Consider the following 15,511-nt stretch of genomic DNA (forward strand, 5'->3'; position numbering starts at 1 on the left):
TGTGTCACTTTGTCCGCAATGATGCGACGGCTGCCACCAGCCGAGGCGACCGGCCTCCGCACCGGCGCGCGCCATGCGCTGGCCCAGGTGTACCGGACCTCCGACCTCGTGGTGCTCGGACTCGGCGTGATGATCGGCGCCGGGATCTTCAGCATCGCCGGGCAGATGGCGGCGACGAAGGCCGGTCCCGGCGTCATCCTGTCCTTCATGATCGCGGGCATCGCCTGCCTGCTGGCCTGCCTGTGCTACGCCGAGCTGTCGTCGACGATGCCGACCTCCGGCAGCGCCTACACCTTCACCTACGTCATCTTCGGCGAGATCTGGGCGTGGATCATCGGCTGGGCGCTGATCCTGGAGCTGCAGCTGGCCGCGGCCGTGGTGTCGCGGGCGTGGGCGCAGATCACCGTGGGCGCCATCGGCAACTTCGGCGTGCGGGTCCCCCGGCCCGAGGTGGTCGAGAACGTCCTCGTCCTGGTCATCCTGGTGCTGCTGACCGGGGTCGTGGCGGCCGGCGCGCGGATCGGCCTGCGCGCGCTGTGGGTGATGGTGACCGCGAAGCTGCTGGCCATCGGCGCGGTCATCGTGGTCGGCGCGACGTACGTGGACGTGGCGAACTTCGGCGACTTCCACGCCGAGCCGCAGCCGGTCACCACGCCGACGGCGACCGTGCTGGACCTGTTCGTCGGCCAGGGCCAGACGTTCGGCTGGTCAGGCGTGTTCGCCGCCGCCCCGGTGATCGCGTTCGCCTACATCGGGTTCGACATCGTCGCGACCGCGGCCGAGGAGACGGTGAACCCGCGCACGGTGGTGCCGAAGGGCATGATCCGCAGCCTGGTCGTGGCCACGGTGATCTACATCGCGGTGGCCGCCGTCATGGTGGGGATGGTCCCGTACACGAGCATCGCGGTGGAGGCGCCGCTGGCGAGCGCGTTCCAGGCGGTGGGCGCCGGGTGGATGACGCACGTCATCGACGTGGGCGCGGTGCTCGGGCTGACCACGGTGATCCTGGTGCTGCTCGTGGGGCAGACCCGGGTGCTGTTCTCGATGGCGCGCGACGGGCTCATCCCGCGCCGGTTGGCGGTGATCAGCCGGGCCTACCACACGCCGTCGCGGGTGACGCTGGTGATCGGCGCGGTCGCGATCGTGCTGGCCGAGTTCGTGCCCGTGCTCACGATGCAGGAACTCGTCGTCATGGGGACGCTGTTCGCGTTCATGTTCGTGGCGGCCGGGGTGATCGTGATGCGGCGCAGGATGCCGGAGCTGGAGCGCGGCTTCCGGGTGCCGCTGTCGCCGCTGCTGCCGATCCTGTCGCTGGTCGCCACGTTCTGGCTGATGGTGAACCTCCAGGTGCACACCTGGGCGTGGTTCGCCCTGTGGATGGCCTTCGGGGTGCTGGTCTACCTCGGGTACGGCAGACGCCGCAGCCTGCTGGCCGACCCCGGCCGGGCCGCCGCGGCGACGCCCGGACGGGGCAGGCACCGGCGTTAGAAGCGGCCCGACTCCAGCACGCTGCCCAGGAAGGCGCGGGTGCGGTCGTGCTCCGGCTCGGTGAAGATCTTCTCCGGCGGGCCCTTCTCCAGCAGCACGCCGCCGTCGAGGAAGCACACGGTGTCGGAGATGTCGCGGCAGAAGGACATCTCGTGCGTCGTCAGGATCATCGTCATGCCCGACTCCTTGAGCTCCCTGATGACGGCGAGCACCTCGACGACCAGCATGGGGTCGAGCGCGGAGGTGACCTCGTCCAGCAGCATCACCCGCGGCTTGGTGGCCAGGGCCCTGATGATGGCCACCCGCTGCTGCTGGCCGCCGGAGAGCCGGTCCGGGTAGGCCCCGGCCTTGTCCGCCAGCCCGAACCTCCGCAGCAGCTCGTGCGCCTCCTCCTCGGCCTGCGCGCGGCCGACCCGGTGGACCTGGCGCGGGGCCAGGGTGATGTTGTCCATCACGGTCATGTGCGGGAACAGGTTGAACGCCTGGAACACGGTGCCCAGGCGCTTGCGCACCGCGTCGACGTCGACCCGCGGGTCGGTGATCTCCTCGCCGTCGAGATGGATGGTGCCGTCGTCGGCCGTCTCCAGCAGGTTGACGCAGCGCAGCAGCGTCGACTTGCCCGAGCCGGACGCGCCGATCAGGCTCACCACCTCGTGCTGCTCGACCTCCAGGTCGATGCCGCGCAGCACGACGTTGCCGCCGAAGCTTTTCCACAGGTTGTGGATGGTCAGCACGCTCATGAGCCCTGCCTCTTACGCGCCTTCGCCGACAGGTGGTCGGTGTACCGGGCCAGCGGAATCGTCAGCAGGATGAACAGCAGCGACGCCACCAGATAAGGGGTGTAGTTGAACGTCTGCGAGGCGATGATCTGGGCCTGCCGGAGCACCTCCACCAGGCCGATCGTGGACACGAGCGCGGTGTCCTTCTGCAGCGAGATGAAGTCGTTCAGCAGCGGCACCACCACCCGGCGCGCGGCCTGCGGCAGCACCACGAACCGCAGGGTCTTGCCGTGGCTCAGGCCCAGCGAGCGCGCCGCCGCCACCTGGCTGGGGTGGATCGACTCGATGCCCGACCTGAACACCTCCGCGACGTACGCACCGTACGAGAGCGTCAGGGCGATGACGCCGAGAGTGACCAGGTCGTTCGGGATGCCTTGCAGCTTCAGGGCGGGGAGCCCGAAGCCGACCATGAGGATGACCAACAGGGTGGGCACACCGCGGAAGGCGTCGACGTAGAACGTGGCCAGTGCCCTGAGCGGGAAGAGCGCGGGGTTCTTGGTGCCGCGGACCAGCGCCACGAGCAGGCCCACGACCAGGATCAACGGCTCGGCGATCAGGAAGATCTTGATGTTGATCAGGAAGCCCTCGGCCACCGCCGGCGCCGACCTGAGGAACATCTCCGGGTCGAAGAACGTCTCCTGCACCCGGGACCACCCCGGCGAGTTGACGACCACCACGACGACCAGGGCGACGAACAGGATCGTGGAGATCGTCGCGACCGAGGCCGTGCGGCGGCCCTGTGACGCGAGAACCCGCTCGCGTTCGCGCTGGCGTTCACTCTTGACCCAGACCGGGTCGGCGGTCACTTCAGCTCCGGCGCGCCCGCGGCCTCGCTCAGCCACTGCTGCTCGATCTTGTCCAGGTCACCGTTGGACCTGAGCTTGTCGACGGCCTTGTCGACGCAGGACTTCAGCCCGCTGCCCTTCTCCATGACCAGCCCGAACTCCTCCGGGGTCTCGCCGGTCGAGCCGAACTGGCCGACGATCTTGGAGCCCTCGACCTGCGCCGCCGTCACGTAGAAGGCCGTCGGCAGGTCGAGCACCAGAGCGTCGATCTGCCCGTTCTTCAGCGCGTTGATGGAGTCGATCTGCTCGTTGTAGACGTTCGGCTCCGCGGTGGGCTGGATCACGCTCTTGACGGCGTCCAGCGCGGTGGTGCCGACCTGCACGCCGATCTTGGCGTCCTTGAGCTCGGCCAGTGAGGCGGCGCCGGCGAACTTGCCGTCGCCCAGCGTCACCACGGACTGCTTGACCGTGTAGTAGCCGTTGCTGAAGTCGACGGCCTTGGCCCGGTCGGGCGTGATCGAGACCTGGTTGATGTCGAAGTCGAACCGCTTCTCGCCCGGGGCGAACGCGGTGTCGAACTTGACCGTCTCCCACTGCACCTCGTCGCGGTCGAAGCCCAGCTCCCCCGCGACCGCGTACGCGACGGCGCTCTCGAACCCCTGGCCGTTGGCCGGGTCGTCGTCCTTGAACCACGGCTCGAAGGCGGGCTTGTCGGTGCCGATGGTCAGCTTGCCCTGGTTGACGAGCGTGAGCTGGTCCTTGGTGCACGCCGTGGACGAGGTGGGAGAGGCCGCCGCCGTCGTCGCCGTTTCGTCGACGGGCGCGCAGGCGACGGTCGCGGCCGCCAGCGCACCGAGCGCGATCAGCATCGAAGGACGGGCCATGGGGAGCCTCCAGGGGGAACGCGAGAGGAAGAACGTGAGAATTCTACGCGGCCATGGCGGGGATCAGGTCCCCCACCTGCGCGTACGGGCCGCCTAGCGGCGACCCCGTGAGCACCGGCCCTGGCCGCGGCAAAAGGCAGGCCCCCTTCCCGCGGACGGGAAGGGGGCCGTGAGGCCGGGGCCTGGTGTCAGCCCGCGACGACCTCGACGTCGACGGACGCCGAGACCTCGGGGTGCAGCTTGACGGTGACCTTGTGGGCGCCGGTGCTCTTGATCGGGTTGACGATCTCGATGCGACGGCGGTCGAGGATCGGGCCGCCGGCGGCCTTCACGGCGTCGGCGATGTCGCCCGTGGTGACCGAGCCGAACAGCCGGCCGGACTCGCCGGCGCGGGTGGCCAGGCGCACGCGCAGGGCGCCGAGCTGGCCGGCGACCTCCTTGGCGGTGCCGAGGTCGCGGATCTCGCGGGCGTCGCGCGCCTTCCTGATGGACTCGATCTGGCGCTCGGCGCCACGGGTCCAGCGCATGGCGTAGCCGCGCGGGATGAGGTAGTTACGGCCGTAGCCGTCCTTGACCTCGACGATGTCACCGGGGGTGCCGAGGCCGGAGACCTCGTGGGTGAGGATGAGCTTCATGTCGACAGACCTCCTTAGCGCGCGGTGCTCGTGTAGGGCAGCAGAGCCACCTCACGGGCGTTCTTGATCGCGGTCGCCACGTCGCGCTGGTGCTGGGTGCAGTTGCCCGTCACCCGGCGCGCACGGATCTTGCCGCGGTCGGAGATGAACTTCCGCAGCAGCGCCGTGTCCTTGTAGTCGACGTAGGAGATCTTGTCGTGGCAGAACAGGCAAACCTTCTTCTTGGGCTTGCGCAGTGCCGGCTTGGCCATCGTGGTGCTCCTCTCAGAGCCCCGCTGTCAGAAGCGGGAATGGACTCGGACTGGATTTCTGGTGGGTTAGAAAGGCGGTTCGTCGCTGAAGTCGCCACCGCCGCCGAAGCCGCCGGAGGAGGACCCGCCGCCCTGCTGCTGGCCGCCGCCCTGGTAGCCGCCGCCACCGCCGAAGCCGCCGCCCTGGGGCGGGGCGGGCGTGGCGGACGCCCAGGGGTCGTCGGCCGGGCCGCCGCCGAAGCCGCCGCCGCCACCCTGCCGGGAGGTGCGGTTGACCTTGGCGGTGGCGTTGCGCAGGGACGGGCCGACCTCGTCGACCTCGACCTCGTAGACGGTGCGCTTCTCGCCTTCCTTGGTCTCGTAGGAGCGCTGCTTGAGCCGCCCCTGGACGATGACCCGCATCCCGCGCTGGAGGCTCTCGGCGGCGTTCTCCGCCGCCTGGCGCCACACGTTGCAGGTGAGGAAGAGGCTCTCGCCGTCCTTCCACTCGTTGGTCTGGCGGTCCATAAAGCGCGGAGTGGACGCGATGCGGAACCGGGCCACCGCTTGCCCCGTCGGGGTGAAGCGCAGCTCGGGGTCGTCGACGAGGTTGCCGACGAGGGTGATTACGGTGTCGCCTGCTGCCATGGCTTGCGCTCGCCTTCCTGCACGTCTTCGCTTGGGATTACGGCTCAGACTACGGTCGCGGCCCGACAAAAAGCCGGGCTACGAGCGGCTCCTTCAGTGGTTGTCCGGACGCAGGACCTTGGTGCGCAGAATGCCCTCGTTGAGGTTCATCTGCCGGTCGAGCTCCTTGACCGTGGCCGGCTCGGCGGACAGGTCGATGACGGCGTAGATGCCTTCGGACTTCTTGTCGATGTCGTAGGCGAGACGGCGACGGCCCCAGACGTCGACCTTCTCCACGGTGCCGCCGTCGTTGCGGACCACGGTGAGGAACTGGTCGAGGGACGGTGCCACGGTGCGCTCATCGAGCGAAGGGTCCAGAATGACCATTACTTCGTAACGACGCATGCGGGACTCCTACCTCCTCTGGACTGTTGCGGTCACGACGCTCTGCCGTGACAGGAGGACGCTGACGTCTGACCCGGACGCCCCCTTCGGCGCTCCGGGGTGACGGGTCTCCCATCACAACGCAGCCTGACCAGGTTACCAGCAGCCCGCTGATGGGAAAGCCTGTCAGAAAGCCAAGGAGGTGCTCCGCAGTGCCACACTTCCTCCAGCCCGCCCAGACCGAGCGGTTCCGGCTCACGCTCAACACCGACGGCCGCCGGCATCCGGTGGAGAACACCCTCGCCGTGGCCGCGGTGGTGTGCGGGCTCGTCGCCTTCGTATCCCTGTTCTTCCCTGGCGGGCACGTCGTCGCTTCCTGGGCGGGCACGCTCGGCCTCGGCATCGGCTTCTACTCGCAGTACGTCTCGGTGACCACGCCGCAGCGTTCGCTCAACATCGTCGGCATGGTGTCCGCGTTCGTCGGCGTCGCGCTCGGCATCGCGGGCGGCGGCTACCTTCCGTAAAGCGAACGGCCCGGGCCGGAGCCGGGGCCGTTCGGTGATATCGGTCATCCTCCGATGTGCAGGTCCACGCCGAGCAGGACCAGGAACCAGAGGAAGATGGCGAGCAGCGCCTCGGCGACGTCCCTCAGGACGGCCGGGGTGATGTAGTCGTACACCCACGCCACGTAGATGCCGATGATCACGTAGACGAGCAGGATCAACGACCGCCAGCGCCAGCGGGTCATATCGTCTCCTCGGGTAGGGGGTGCAAGCCGACTGCCCCGCCGCAGGTCAGTCAAACGGATAGGCTCCATGACATGGTGCGCATCGGAGCTCACGTCCACCAGGACGACATCACGGCCCACGCCGAGGCCGTCGGCGCCGAGGTCGTGCAGTTCTTCCTCGGCAACCCCCAGGGCTACAAGAAGCCCGTGCTGCCCGCCCAGCCGGTCGAGGGCGTCGACATCTACATCCACGCCCCCTATCTGGTCAACGTCGCCACGACCAACAACCGGATCAGGATCCCCAGCCGCAAGCTGCTCGCCCAGCACCTGGAGGCGGCGGCGAGCATCGGCGCCAAGGGCCTGATCGTGCACGGCGGCCACCTCGGCAAGGACGAGGACCCGCAGGTCGGCTTCGACAACTGGCGCAAGGTGTTCGAGCGCATGGAGTGCCCGATCCCGGTGCTGATCGAGAACACCGCGGGCGGCGACAACGCGATGGCCCGCAGGCTGGAGAGCATCGCCCGGCTGTGGGACGCGCTCGACGGCTTCGACGTCGGGTTCTGCCTCGACACGTGCCACGCGCACGCGGGCGGCGAGGAGCTGCTCGGGCTGGTCGACCGGGTCAAGGCGATCACCGGCCGGATCGACCTGGTCCACTGCAACGACTCGCGCGACGACTTCGGCTCGGGCGCCGACCGTCACGCCAACATCGGCAACGGGCGGATCGACCCGGAGCTGATCCTGGAGGTGTGCCGGATGGCCGGGGCCCCGGTCGTGGTGGAGACTCCGGCGGAGGGCCAGGCGGACGACATCGCGTTCCTGAGGAAGAATCTGTAGACGATGTACACAACCTGTGGATAACTTCCCTGGATTACCGATGCCGTCTAACGGGTATAGAGATCAGCCCGCCCAGGCGCCTTCCAGGAACCGGGCCGTGTTCAGCACCATCAGCGGCCCCGAGACCAGCGCGTACGCCACGATCACCCACCGTCTCCTGGTGGCGAGCAGGGCCAGGGCCACCCAGAGCGGAAACCACAGCAGCAGCGAGCGCGGCACCGACAGGTAGTACGCCGACGTCATGAGCGCGGCCGCCTGCAGCCCCGTGTAGACGGCCTCGCTCCACCTGCGCAGCGCCAGCAGCCAGATCAGCCCGATCACCGCCACCACGGCGCCGGCGATCTCCATCCGGAAGGCCGGCGCCATGTCGCCGCCGCCCATCGCGTTGTTCCAGGTGACCGCCCAGGCGTCCCAGGGCCACACCGTCTCGCGCCCCCAGCCGGCCTCCTGCGCGTGCTTCCACGCCAGCCAGTCGCCGGTGCGGGTGTAGTGGTAGAAGGAGTAGCCGACCAGCGGCAGGAACGGCACGGCCAGCCAGGGCGCGCGGCGCAGCGGGGCCCTGCTCAGGGCGAACTCCGCGATCAGCGCCGCGGCCAGGAACAGCCCGGTGATGCGTACGCACGAGGCGCCGGCGGCGAGGGCCGCGGCCGCCGGCCAGCGGCCCTGCCGGGCGGCCAGCCAGGCGGGGATCGCGAAGGCCAGGAACAACGACTCGCTGTAGCCGGCGCTCAGGAACACGGCTGCGGGGAAGAGCACCAGCCCCAGCACCGCCATCCAGCCCTGCGCGCCCTCGTGCTCGGCCAGCCTGGCCAGCGCCACCATGGCCACCGCCCCGGCGACGAGCGAGACGATCAGCCCGGCCGCCGACCAGTCCGGCACCACCAGGTGCACCAGGCGCAGCGCCGCCGGCAGGCCGGGGAAGAAGGCGGGCAGCCCGCCGTCGGCCGGCCGGGCCGGGTCGCCGTCGTAGCCGAAGCGCGCGATGGTGACGAACAGGTGCGCGTCCCACCGCTCCCACCGGCCGAGATACTCGTGCAGCGACACGCCCAGCAGCGTCGTCACGAGCAGGCCGATCCGCGAGCCGAACCAGATCAGCAGCGCGTCCCGGCCGGCCGAGCGGGTGATCATCGGAAGGCGAGGCTCCGCAGCGTGAACCGGTCAGGCGCCTCGTCGAACACCCCGCCGATCTGGTCGTCCACACCTCCCTGGCGCACCAGGTCCTTGTCCGGGCGCAGGATGTCGCGTACCACGAACGCCATCATGATCCCGATGGTGATGACCCGTCCCCAGACGGCGGTGAAGTACGTGTCGTCCCCGATGCCCAGGTCGGTCCGGGAGAGCGGCGCCTGGTTGAGCAGGTAGAGCCAGATCGCGAAGAAGTACCAGACCTCGGCCACCTGCCACAGCGCCAGCGGCTTCCAGTTCGGCCTGGCGAGCACCGCGAGCGGCACCAGCCACAGCACGAACTGCGGCGACCACACCTTGTTCGTCATCATGAACGCGGCCAGCGCCAGGAAGCAGATCTGCGCCAGCCGGGGCCGGCGCGGCGAGGTCAGCGTGAGCACCGCGATGCCCAGGCAGAGCAGCGCCAGCGACACCATGCCGAGCGTGCTGACGTCGGTCTCGCCCAGGATCGGCCAGCCCTTGTTGTGGAAGAACAGCCACGGCGAGCCCCAGTCGACGCCACGCTCCTGGGAGAAGACGTAGAACCGGCGCCAGCCGTCCCAGGCGAAGACCATGAAGGGCAGGTTGACCGCGAGCCACACGCCGGCGGCGTAAGCCATGGTGACCAGGAACGGCCGCCATCGCCCCGTACGCCAGGTGAGCAGGAACAACGCCCCCACGAACATCAGCGGGTAGAACTTCGTGGCGATGGCCAGCCCCAGCAGCACGCCGGCCAGCACCTGCCGCTTGCGCGCCCAGGCCAGGAGCATGCCCATGGACAGCGCGCCGGCGACGAGGTCCCAGTTGATGTAGGCGGCCAGCACGACCGCGGGCGCGAGCGCGTACCAGACGGCGTCCCAGCGGCGGGTCGGCCCGGCGGCGGCGGCCATCAGCAGCACGCCGGCCACCAAGGAGAGGCCCATCAGCACGACCGTGATGTCGTAGAAGCGCGCCGCCTGCGCCGCGACGTCCTGCTCCAGCCACCGCACGATCCAGGCGATGACCTGCATCACCTCGCCGAGCACCACGGGGTACTCGACGTGCTTGTCGAACGGGACGTCGGCGAAGTAGGGGTTCTGGGTCGCGAGCTGCCGGTCGAAGTAGAGCGGGTAGATGTCAGTGTAGCAGAAGTTGGTGTACGTGGCGGTCTGGTCGTTCCAGCCGCCGTTGCGACAGGGCAGCCGCATCACGTACGCAAGGGTCGCCCCCAGGACCGCGAACAGCCCCAGGGGGAGATACGGCACGACCCGCGCCATGGACGGGCCGCGCCTCAGTATCGCCGTCACCGTTCCTCGCGCCTGCCCGGCGGGGAGTCCGGTGCGTTCCTGCTCCCGCCCATGAAGCCGTCGTCCACGGGGATCTCGTCGTCCTGGTTGGGGTCGACCGACACGTTGCCGTCGTCGTCGGAGCACGGCCCGATGACGCAGTCCTGCTCGGTGCCCTGCTGGTCGTTGTCGAACGGGTCGCCGGTGTCGAGCTCCAGCGAGTCCTCCGTGGGCGTCGGGGTCGGGGTCGGCTTGGGCACGAGGTCCTCGGTGACACCGGTGTCGGCCCGCTCGGGGAACGGCACGACCTTCTGGCCCTTGGTGGCCTCGGTCATGAACGTCTTCCAGATCGACGCCGGGTAGGTGGCGCCCTGGAACGCGGAGCCCAGCGGGATCTCGTACGGCCTGGAGTACGGGTTCTCCATGGTGTACTTCTTGCTCTTGCCGCGGGCCCAGGGGCAGTTGTCGTTCACCGGCTTGACGACCTTGCCGCTGTCGGTACGACACTGCTGCCTGAACATGCCGACCGCGGTCGACACCTGCGGCGTGAACCCGACGAACCAGGCTTCCTTGTTCTCGTTGTTGGTGCCGGTCTTGCCGGCCACCGGGCGGTCGTAGAGCGCGGCGTTGCGGCCGGTGCCCTGCTTGACCACGGCCTCCAGCGCGATGACGGCGTCGGCGGCGGCCTCCGGCGAGATGACCTGGGCGTAGCTCTTCTTCTCGGTGAGCACGGTGTCGCCGTGCTTGTCCTTCACCTCGATGACGACGTGGTTGTCGTAGTGCCTGCCCTGGTTGGCGAAGATCGAGTAGCCGCCCGCCTGCTCCACCGCCGACACCGTGCCGCTGCCGATGGTGATCAGGTAGTGGTGCTGCTCCATGGCGGCCTCGAGCCGCTTCTTGCTGAGGCCCGACTTGCTCGCGATGTCGATGACCTTGTCGAGGCCGACCTTCTCCCCCATCTTGGCGTAGGCGGTGTTGACGGAGCTGGCCGTGGCGCTCACCACGTCGACGCCCGGGGCCTTGAACGGGTGGTCGTTGTCGATCGGGGTGGTGCCGGGCAGCTTGACCGGGCCCTTGGTGGGCACGTAGCTGCGCAGGCTGTAGCCGGCGTCCAGCCAGGCGGCCAGCACGTACGGCTTGAACGCCGACGCGGCCTGCTTCTGCGACTGGAAGGCGTCGATCCACTGGTCCTTGGCGTAGTCGGCGCCGCCGTAGAAGGCGAGGACCTGCCCGTTGCGCGGGTCGACGGCCGCCAGGGTGGTGTTGATCTCCGGGTCGAGGCTGCCGGTGTGCTTGTCGACCGCGGCCTTGGCGGCGCGCATGAGCTTGAGGTCGAGCGACGACTTGATCCTGTAGCCGCCCTTCTCGACGTCCTCCCTGGGGATGTCCAGCGACTCCAGCTCGTCCAGGACCACCTGGACCATGTAGCCCTTGATGCCGTTGAACGGGTTCTTCGGCTTGTACTTGGTCCGCTTGGGCGCCGTGGGCGACTTGGCCGGGAGTGCGCCGTACGCCTGCGGGTCGAGCTTGGCCATCTGCCCGAGCGCGTAGTCGTAGCGCTCCTCGGTCGGGGCGAGGTTGCCCGCCTTCTCCTCGCGGTCGAAGCGGTCCGGGTTCTGGATGCGGCCGGCGAGGTAGGCGCCCTGCTCGGGTGTGAGCTTCTCCACCTTCTTGCCGAAGAACGCCTCGGCTGCCGCGCCGATGCCGTGGGCGCCGCGGCCGAAGTAGATGGTGTTGAGGTACTGCTCCAGGATCTGCTCCTTGGAGATCTTGTCGCTCAGCTTGACCGCGACGAAGATCTCCTTGACCTTCCGCTGGATCGTGCGCTCCTGGGAGAGGCCGTCGTAGTAGGCGCGGGCCATCTGCTGGGTGATGGTGGACGCGCCCTGCACCTGCTGGCCGCTGACCGTGCTGTAGAGGGAGCGGACCATACCGCTGAAGGAGATGCCGGAGTCATCCCGGAAGGTGTCGTTCTCGGCGGCGATGACCGCGTCCTGCACCGCGCGCGGCACCTGGTCGTAGGTGACCGGGATGCGCTTGGTGCCGAGCCTGGCCAGCTCCGTGCCGTGCCGGTCGACGATGATGCTCTCCTGGTCCTCCACACCGTCCTGGACCTGGTCCTGGGTGGGGACGGGAGTGTTGGCGTACGCGACCGCGATCATGCCGAAGACGCCCGCGGACAGCACCACGAAGCTGGCCACGACGAGCTTCCAGCTCGGCAGGAACTTGCGCCACTTGGGGCGGTCGCCGCCGCCCTTCGGCGGGCCGTCCGGCGGCTCCGACGGGCCGCCGGGACCGCCGCCGCTCCTGCGCGCGCGCCTGGGCGCGTCGCTGACCATCGTCTCCTGGTTGCTGCGGGCCCGGGTCTCCTGCTCGGGAGCCCGGCGGCGGGAACCGGCCGCGCGCCTGCGACCGGGCTGGCCGGGAGCCCCCGGCTGCTGACCGGGCTGACCCGGCTGGGGGCCGGGCTGAGGGCTCGGCTGGCGGCTGGGCTGCTGACCGGGACCGGGCACGCCCGGCTGGGCGGGCGGCGCCGAGCGCGGGTTGGCGCGGGTGGGCGGGTCGTTGTACGGCTGCGCGGCCATCGCGCCGGTCTGCTCGTACGCGGCCTCGGGACGACGGGCGGGCGGCCCGCCCCAGCTGGACTCGCCGGTTTGCGGCGGCGGCTCCTGGGGCACGGAACGAGTTGAGCCGGAGCGGCGGCGCCTCCCCGGGCGGGCCGTCCCTTCGTTGCTGCTGTAACTCACGCGTCCTCGCATCGTCGTCGGATAGCACGGCGGATTGGGGCGTGACTCCTCGCCGTCCTCGGTTCTGTCGTGCGGCCGTTTGCCCTAGCTCCGGCCGACGAGGCCCGGCGGCCCGTTCCCGAGGACGAACGAGACCGTCAGGTGATTCCAGGAACAACCTTGGCAGACCTCGACCACGTACACCCGGAACTCGTCGTAATCATGAGCCATCTCGGTCAGGTCTGAGGTCACCTTTGCCTGACCGGCATGGCGTCCGAGCGAGTCCCCGTACACATAGGTCACGTTGGTGACGTTCTCCCGCTCGCACATCGGGCAGAGGCGATCGGTCGGCTCGCCGAAGTGGCGGGCCGCCCGGAGGAGGTACGGCTGTGCGTCGCAGACGTCGCCGGGCGGAGTCCGCCCCGCGCGCACGGCGTGGACGACCGCCCGCTTGGCGAGCCCGTAGTCCACCACCCTTCGCTGTGACCACATGGGCGCCAGACTACGGCTTTTTTCCGATTGATCCCAACGACTTGGGGAAGTCGTCAATTGCTCGATATAGCGGCGCGACGTATCCTCTGGATGTATCGGCTCGATACATCGACGCGAGAGGAGGGCGGTTCCCATGGCCGGCGGACAACGCAGGGTGCTGGAACTGGCCGTGCTCGGGTCGCTGCACGAGACGCCGCTTCACGGCTACGAGCTGCGCAAACGGCTTAACACGCTACTCGGCATGTTCCGCGCGTTCTCCTACGGGTCGCTGTATCCCTGCCTGCGCTCTCTGCTGGAGCAGGGGCTCATCGCGGAGGAGCAACCGGCCCAGGCCATGATCGTGGGCGGCCGATCGAAGATCGTCTATAAGCTCACGGCGGAGGGCAAGGAGCGACTGCAGGAGCTGCTCACCCAGGCCGGCCCGTCGGCCTGGGAGGACGAGAGCTTCGGCGTCCACTTCGCGTTCTTCCGCCACACCGAGGCCGAAGTCCGCCTGCGCATCCTCGAAGGCCGGCGCAGCCGGCTGGAGGAGCGCCTCGACAGCGTGCGCACCGCCCTGGCCCGCACCAGGGAGCGGCTCGACAGCTACACCCTCGAACTCCAGCGTCACGGGCTCGAGTCCGTCGAGCGCGAGGTGCGCTGGCTCAACGAGCTGATCGCCACGGAAAGACGGGCCTCAGAGCGGGGCCCGGCAACAGACACCACATCAAGTGATGAGTAAGGGAGCGAGTGCGATGGGTTCGGTTCGCGTGGCCATTGTCGGTGTCGGCAACTGCGCGGCGTCACTGGTCCAGGGCGTTCACTACTACAGGGACGCCGACCCGGCCGCGCGCGTGCCGGGCTTGATGCACGTGAAGTTCGGCGACTACCACGTGGGCGACGTCGAGTTCGTCGCGGCCTTCGACGTGGACGCCAAGAAGGTCGGTCGCGACCTGTCGGAGGCGATCGTCGCCAGCGAGAACAACACGATCAAGATCACTGATGTGCCTCCGACGGGGGTGATCGTCCAGCGTGGCCACACCTACGACGGCCTGGGCGAGTTCTACAGCGAGATCATCGAGGAGTCCGACGAGACTCCCGCCGACGTGGTCCAGGTGCTCCGCGACAACCGGGTCGACGTACTCGTCTCCTATCTGCCCGTGGGCTCCGAGGACGCCGCCCGGTTCTACGCGCAGTGCGCCATCGAGGCGGGGGTGGGCTTCGTCAACGCGCTGCCCGTGTTCATCGCCTCCGACCCCGAGTGGGCGGAGAAGTTCACCGAAGCGGGCGTGCCGATCGTCGGCGACGACATCAAGTCGCAGGTCGGCGCCACCATCACGCACCGCGTCATGGCCAAGTTGTTCGAGGACCGCGGGGTCGAGCTGCTGCGCACCTACCAGCTCAACTTCGGCGGCAACATGGACTTCATGAACATGCTGGAGCGCAAGCGCCTCCAGTCGAAGAAGATCTCCAAGACGCAGTCGGTGACCTCGCAGATCCCGCACGAGATGGCCAAGGCCGACGTGCACATCGGGCCGTCCGACCACGTGCCGTGGCTCGACGACCGCAAGTGGGCCTACGTGCGGCTCGAAGGCCGGTCGTTCGGCGACACGCCGCTCAACCTGGAGTACAAGCTCGAGGTCTGGGACTCTCCCAACTCGGCCGGCATCATCATCGACGCCGTGCGCGCGGCCAAGATCGCCCTCGACCGCGGCATCGGGGGCCCGATCCTGAGCGCTTCTTCGTACTTCATGAAGTCGCCGCCCGTGCAGTACTCCGACGACGAGGCCCGCGAGCAGGTGGAGAAGTTCATCCGCGGCGAGGTCGAGCGCTGACCCCGGTCTTCGCGGCGCCGCACGGCACGTGCGGCGCCGCGGCGCGTTTCTAGGGGGCGTACGGCTGGCGCGCGGCGGGCGGCAGCTCGTCCTCCGAGGCCGTCGGCCACTGGAGCGGGTCGGGGCCGAGCGCCGACAGCAGCGGCATCTGCTCGCGGCACCACGGCGAGATGGAGATCAGCTCGCTGAGCACGCCCTCGGCGAACTCGGGCCACGGCATCCACCTCGTCTCCCCCACCTCGTCGGGGTTGGGGCTGGCGGAGCCGTCGACCAGCACGCGGTAGACGGGGCACAGCTCGTGCTCGACGATGCCGTTGCCCATGACCGCGCGGTAGGAGAAGCCGGGCAGCACCAGGTCGGCCCGCTCGACGGACAGGCCCAGCTCGAAGGAGAGCCGGCGCAGGACCGCCTGGTCGAGCCGCTCGCCCGGCAGCGGGTGGCCGCAGCAGCTGTTGGTCCACACCCCCGGCCAGGTGAGCTTGTGGCCGGCGCGCCTGGTCAGCAGCACGCGGCCGTCGCGGTCGAAGGCGTAGCTGGAGAAGGCCAGGTGCAGCGGAGTCTCCCGGCCGTGCACGGACAGCTTGGGCGCGGTGCCGAGCGCGTGGCCGGAGCCGTCAACGAGTACCACGTGTTCCACAGTCGTCACGCTATGAAGCGTATGTGATCACGTGCTT

General features: G+C 69.1%; 18 protein-coding genes. 5 read left to right on the forward strand and 13 right to left on the reverse strand.

Features of this window, described 5'->3' with window-relative positions:
* The first annotated feature begins 18 nt into the window (after positions 1-18).
* A complete protein-coding gene (locus AB0K05_RS31345) occupies positions 19-1,488 on the forward strand; it encodes an amino acid permease (protein ID WP_261808988.1) in 1,470 nt (489 codons plus the stop codon).
* Here the strand turns inward: AB0K05_RS31345 and AB0K05_RS31350 are convergent.
* The 7 genes from AB0K05_RS31350 to rpsF form a co-directional block, all read right to left on the reverse strand.
* On the reverse strand, positions 1,485-2,228 hold the full coding sequence (locus AB0K05_RS31350) for an amino acid ABC transporter ATP-binding protein (RefSeq protein ID WP_271279309.1): 744 nt from the start codon (positions 2,226-2,228) through the stop codon (positions 1,485-1,487). The two genes, AB0K05_RS31345 and AB0K05_RS31350, sit on opposite strands and share 4 nt — an antisense overlap.
* Positions 2,225-3,073 (reverse strand): amino acid ABC transporter permease, encoded by an 849-nt coding sequence (locus tag AB0K05_RS31355; protein WP_364233906.1) that lies wholly within the window; start codon positions 3,071-3,073, stop codon positions 2,225-2,227. The genes AB0K05_RS31350 and AB0K05_RS31355 overlap by 4 nt, the downstream gene beginning before the upstream one ends.
* Positions 3,070-3,936 (reverse strand): ABC transporter substrate-binding protein, encoded by an 867-nt coding sequence (locus tag AB0K05_RS31360; protein ID WP_364233908.1) that lies wholly within the window; start codon positions 3,934-3,936, stop codon positions 3,070-3,072. Before AB0K05_RS31360 ends, AB0K05_RS31355 begins: the two co-directional genes overlap by 4 nt.
* A gap of 188 nt (positions 3,937-4,124) precedes the next feature.
* The gene (gene rplI, locus AB0K05_RS31365) at positions 4,125-4,571 is read right to left on the reverse strand and encodes a 50S ribosomal protein L9 (RefSeq protein WP_148035962.1); all 447 of its coding nucleotides are present in this window, start codon (positions 4,569-4,571) and stop codon (positions 4,125-4,127) included.
* Positions 4,572-4,585: 14 nt separating this feature from the next.
* On the reverse strand, positions 4,586-4,822 hold the full coding sequence (gene rpsR / locus AB0K05_RS31370) for a 30S ribosomal protein S18 (protein WP_020543048.1): 237 nt from the start codon (positions 4,820-4,822) through the stop codon (positions 4,586-4,588).
* 66 nt (positions 4,823-4,888) lie between these two features.
* Positions 4,889-5,449 (reverse strand): single-stranded DNA-binding protein, encoded by a 561-nt coding sequence (locus AB0K05_RS31375; protein ID WP_148035961.1) that lies wholly within the window; start codon positions 5,447-5,449, stop codon positions 4,889-4,891.
* A 93-nt stretch (positions 5,450-5,542) separates the two neighbouring features.
* On the reverse strand, positions 5,543-5,833 hold the full coding sequence (gene rpsF / locus AB0K05_RS31380) for a 30S ribosomal protein S6 (protein ID WP_148035960.1): 291 nt from the start codon (positions 5,831-5,833) through the stop codon (positions 5,543-5,545).
* 191 nt (positions 5,834-6,024) lie between these two features.
* Here rpsF and AB0K05_RS31385 point away from each other — a divergent pair, with 191 nt between their 5' ends.
* Positions 6,025-6,336, forward strand: coding sequence for a hypothetical protein (locus tag AB0K05_RS31385; protein ID WP_271279306.1), 312 nt, complete (start codon positions 6,025-6,027; stop codon positions 6,334-6,336).
* Positions 6,337-6,380: 44 nt separating this feature from the next.
* Here AB0K05_RS31385 and AB0K05_RS31390 read toward each other — a convergent pair whose 3' ends face one another.
* On the reverse strand, positions 6,381-6,560 hold the full coding sequence (locus tag AB0K05_RS31390; protein WP_148035958.1) for a hypothetical protein: 180 nt from the start codon (positions 6,558-6,560) through the stop codon (positions 6,381-6,383).
* Positions 6,561-6,632: 72 nt separating this feature from the next.
* Here AB0K05_RS31390 and AB0K05_RS31395 point away from each other — a divergent pair, with 72 nt between their 5' ends.
* Complete coding sequence (locus AB0K05_RS31395) at positions 6,633-7,376, forward strand: deoxyribonuclease IV (protein WP_219549791.1); 744 nt, start codon at positions 6,633-6,635, stop codon at positions 7,374-7,376.
* Between the two features lie 63 nt (positions 7,377-7,439).
* On the opposite strand, the gene AB0K05_RS31400 is transcribed toward AB0K05_RS31395, so the two are convergent.
* The 4 genes from AB0K05_RS31400 to AB0K05_RS31415 form a co-directional block, all read right to left on the reverse strand.
* On the reverse strand, positions 7,440-8,504 hold the full coding sequence (locus tag AB0K05_RS31400; protein WP_364233914.1) for a mannosyltransferase family protein: 1,065 nt from the start codon (positions 8,502-8,504) through the stop codon (positions 7,440-7,442).
* Complete coding sequence (locus AB0K05_RS31405; RefSeq protein WP_271279305.1) at positions 8,501-9,826, reverse strand: glycosyltransferase 87 family protein; 1,326 nt, start codon at positions 9,824-9,826, stop codon at positions 8,501-8,503. The genes AB0K05_RS31400 and AB0K05_RS31405 overlap by 4 nt, the downstream gene beginning before the upstream one ends.
* Positions 9,823-12,483, reverse strand: coding sequence for a transglycosylase domain-containing protein (locus AB0K05_RS31410; RefSeq protein WP_364233916.1), 2,661 nt, complete (start codon positions 12,481-12,483; stop codon positions 9,823-9,825). The genes AB0K05_RS31405 and AB0K05_RS31410 overlap by 4 nt, the downstream gene beginning before the upstream one ends.
* A 153-nt stretch (positions 12,484-12,636) precedes the next feature.
* Positions 12,637-13,023 carry a DUF5318 family protein gene (locus tag AB0K05_RS31415; RefSeq protein WP_148035954.1) on the reverse strand — a complete coding sequence of 129 codons (387 nt, stop codon included), beginning with the start codon at positions 13,021-13,023 and terminating at the stop codon, positions 12,637-12,639.
* A 133-nt stretch (positions 13,024-13,156) separates the two neighbouring features.
* On the opposite strand from AB0K05_RS31415, the gene AB0K05_RS31420 reads away from it, so the two are divergent.
* Both AB0K05_RS31420 and AB0K05_RS31425 read left to right on the forward strand, forming a co-directional pair.
* Complete coding sequence (locus AB0K05_RS31420) at positions 13,157-13,744, forward strand: PadR family transcriptional regulator (RefSeq protein WP_364233918.1); 588 nt, start codon at positions 13,157-13,159, stop codon at positions 13,742-13,744.
* 13 nt (positions 13,745-13,757) lie between these two features.
* Entirely contained in the window at positions 13,758-14,837 is a 1,080-nt protein-coding gene (locus AB0K05_RS31425; protein ID WP_148035952.1) for an inositol-3-phosphate synthase, read from the forward strand.
* A 49-nt stretch (positions 14,838-14,886) separates the two neighbouring features.
* Here AB0K05_RS31425 and idi read toward each other — a convergent pair whose 3' ends face one another.
* Positions 14,887-15,483, reverse strand: a complete 597-nt coding sequence (idi, locus tag AB0K05_RS31430; RefSeq protein WP_148035951.1) for an isopentenyl-diphosphate Delta-isomerase — start codon at positions 15,481-15,483, stop codon at positions 14,887-14,889.
* Positions 15,484-15,511: the final 28 nt, after the last annotated feature.

This window comes from Nonomuraea sp. NPDC049486 (assembly GCF_040676925.1).
GTDB lineage: Bacteria > Actinomycetota > Actinomycetes > Streptosporangiales > Streptosporangiaceae > Nonomuraea > Nonomuraea ferruginea.

Bases quoted from the DNA above. Each gene is read 5' to 3' on its own strand.
- rpsF (WP_148035960.1), bottom strand. From the start codon at position 5,833: ATGCGTCGTTACGAAGTAATGGTCATTCTGGACCCTTCGCTCGATGAG.
- AB0K05_RS31415 (WP_148035954.1), bottom strand. From the start codon at position 13,023: ATGTGGTCACAGCGAAGGGTGGTGGACTACGGGCTCGCCAAGCGGGCG.
- rplI (WP_148035962.1), bottom strand. From the start codon at position 4,571: ATGAAGCTCATCCTCACCCACGAGGTCTCCGGCCTCGGCACCCCCGGT.
- AB0K05_RS31400 (WP_364233914.1), bottom strand. From the start codon at position 8,504: ATGATCACCCGCTCGGCCGGCCGGGACGCGCTGCTGATCTGGTTCGGC.
- AB0K05_RS31350 (WP_271279309.1), bottom strand. From the start codon at position 2,228: ATGAGCGTGCTGACCATCCACAACCTGTGGAAAAGCTTCGGCGGCAAC.
- AB0K05_RS31375 (WP_148035961.1), bottom strand. From the start codon at position 5,449: ATGGCAGCAGGCGACACCGTAATCACCCTCGTCGGCAACCTCGTCGAC.
- AB0K05_RS31425 (WP_148035952.1), top strand. From the start codon at position 13,758: ATGGGTTCGGTTCGCGTGGCCATTGTCGGTGTCGGCAACTGCGCGGCG.
- AB0K05_RS31360 (WP_364233908.1), bottom strand. From the start codon at position 3,936: ATGGCCCGTCCTTCGATGCTGATCGCGCTCGGTGCGCTGGCGGCCGCG.
- AB0K05_RS31345 (WP_261808988.1), top strand. From the start codon at position 19: ATGATGCGACGGCTGCCACCAGCCGAGGCGACCGGCCTCCGCACCGGC.
- AB0K05_RS31395 (WP_219549791.1), top strand. From the start codon at position 6,633: ATGGTGCGCATCGGAGCTCACGTCCACCAGGACGACATCACGGCCCAC.
- AB0K05_RS31390 (WP_148035958.1), bottom strand. From the start codon at position 6,560: ATGACCCGCTGGCGCTGGCGGTCGTTGATCCTGCTCGTCTACGTGATC.
- AB0K05_RS31420 (WP_364233918.1), top strand. From the start codon at position 13,157: ATGGCCGGCGGACAACGCAGGGTGCTGGAACTGGCCGTGCTCGGGTCG.
- rpsR (WP_020543048.1), bottom strand. From the start codon at position 4,822: ATGGCCAAGCCGGCACTGCGCAAGCCCAAGAAGAAGGTTTGCCTGTTC.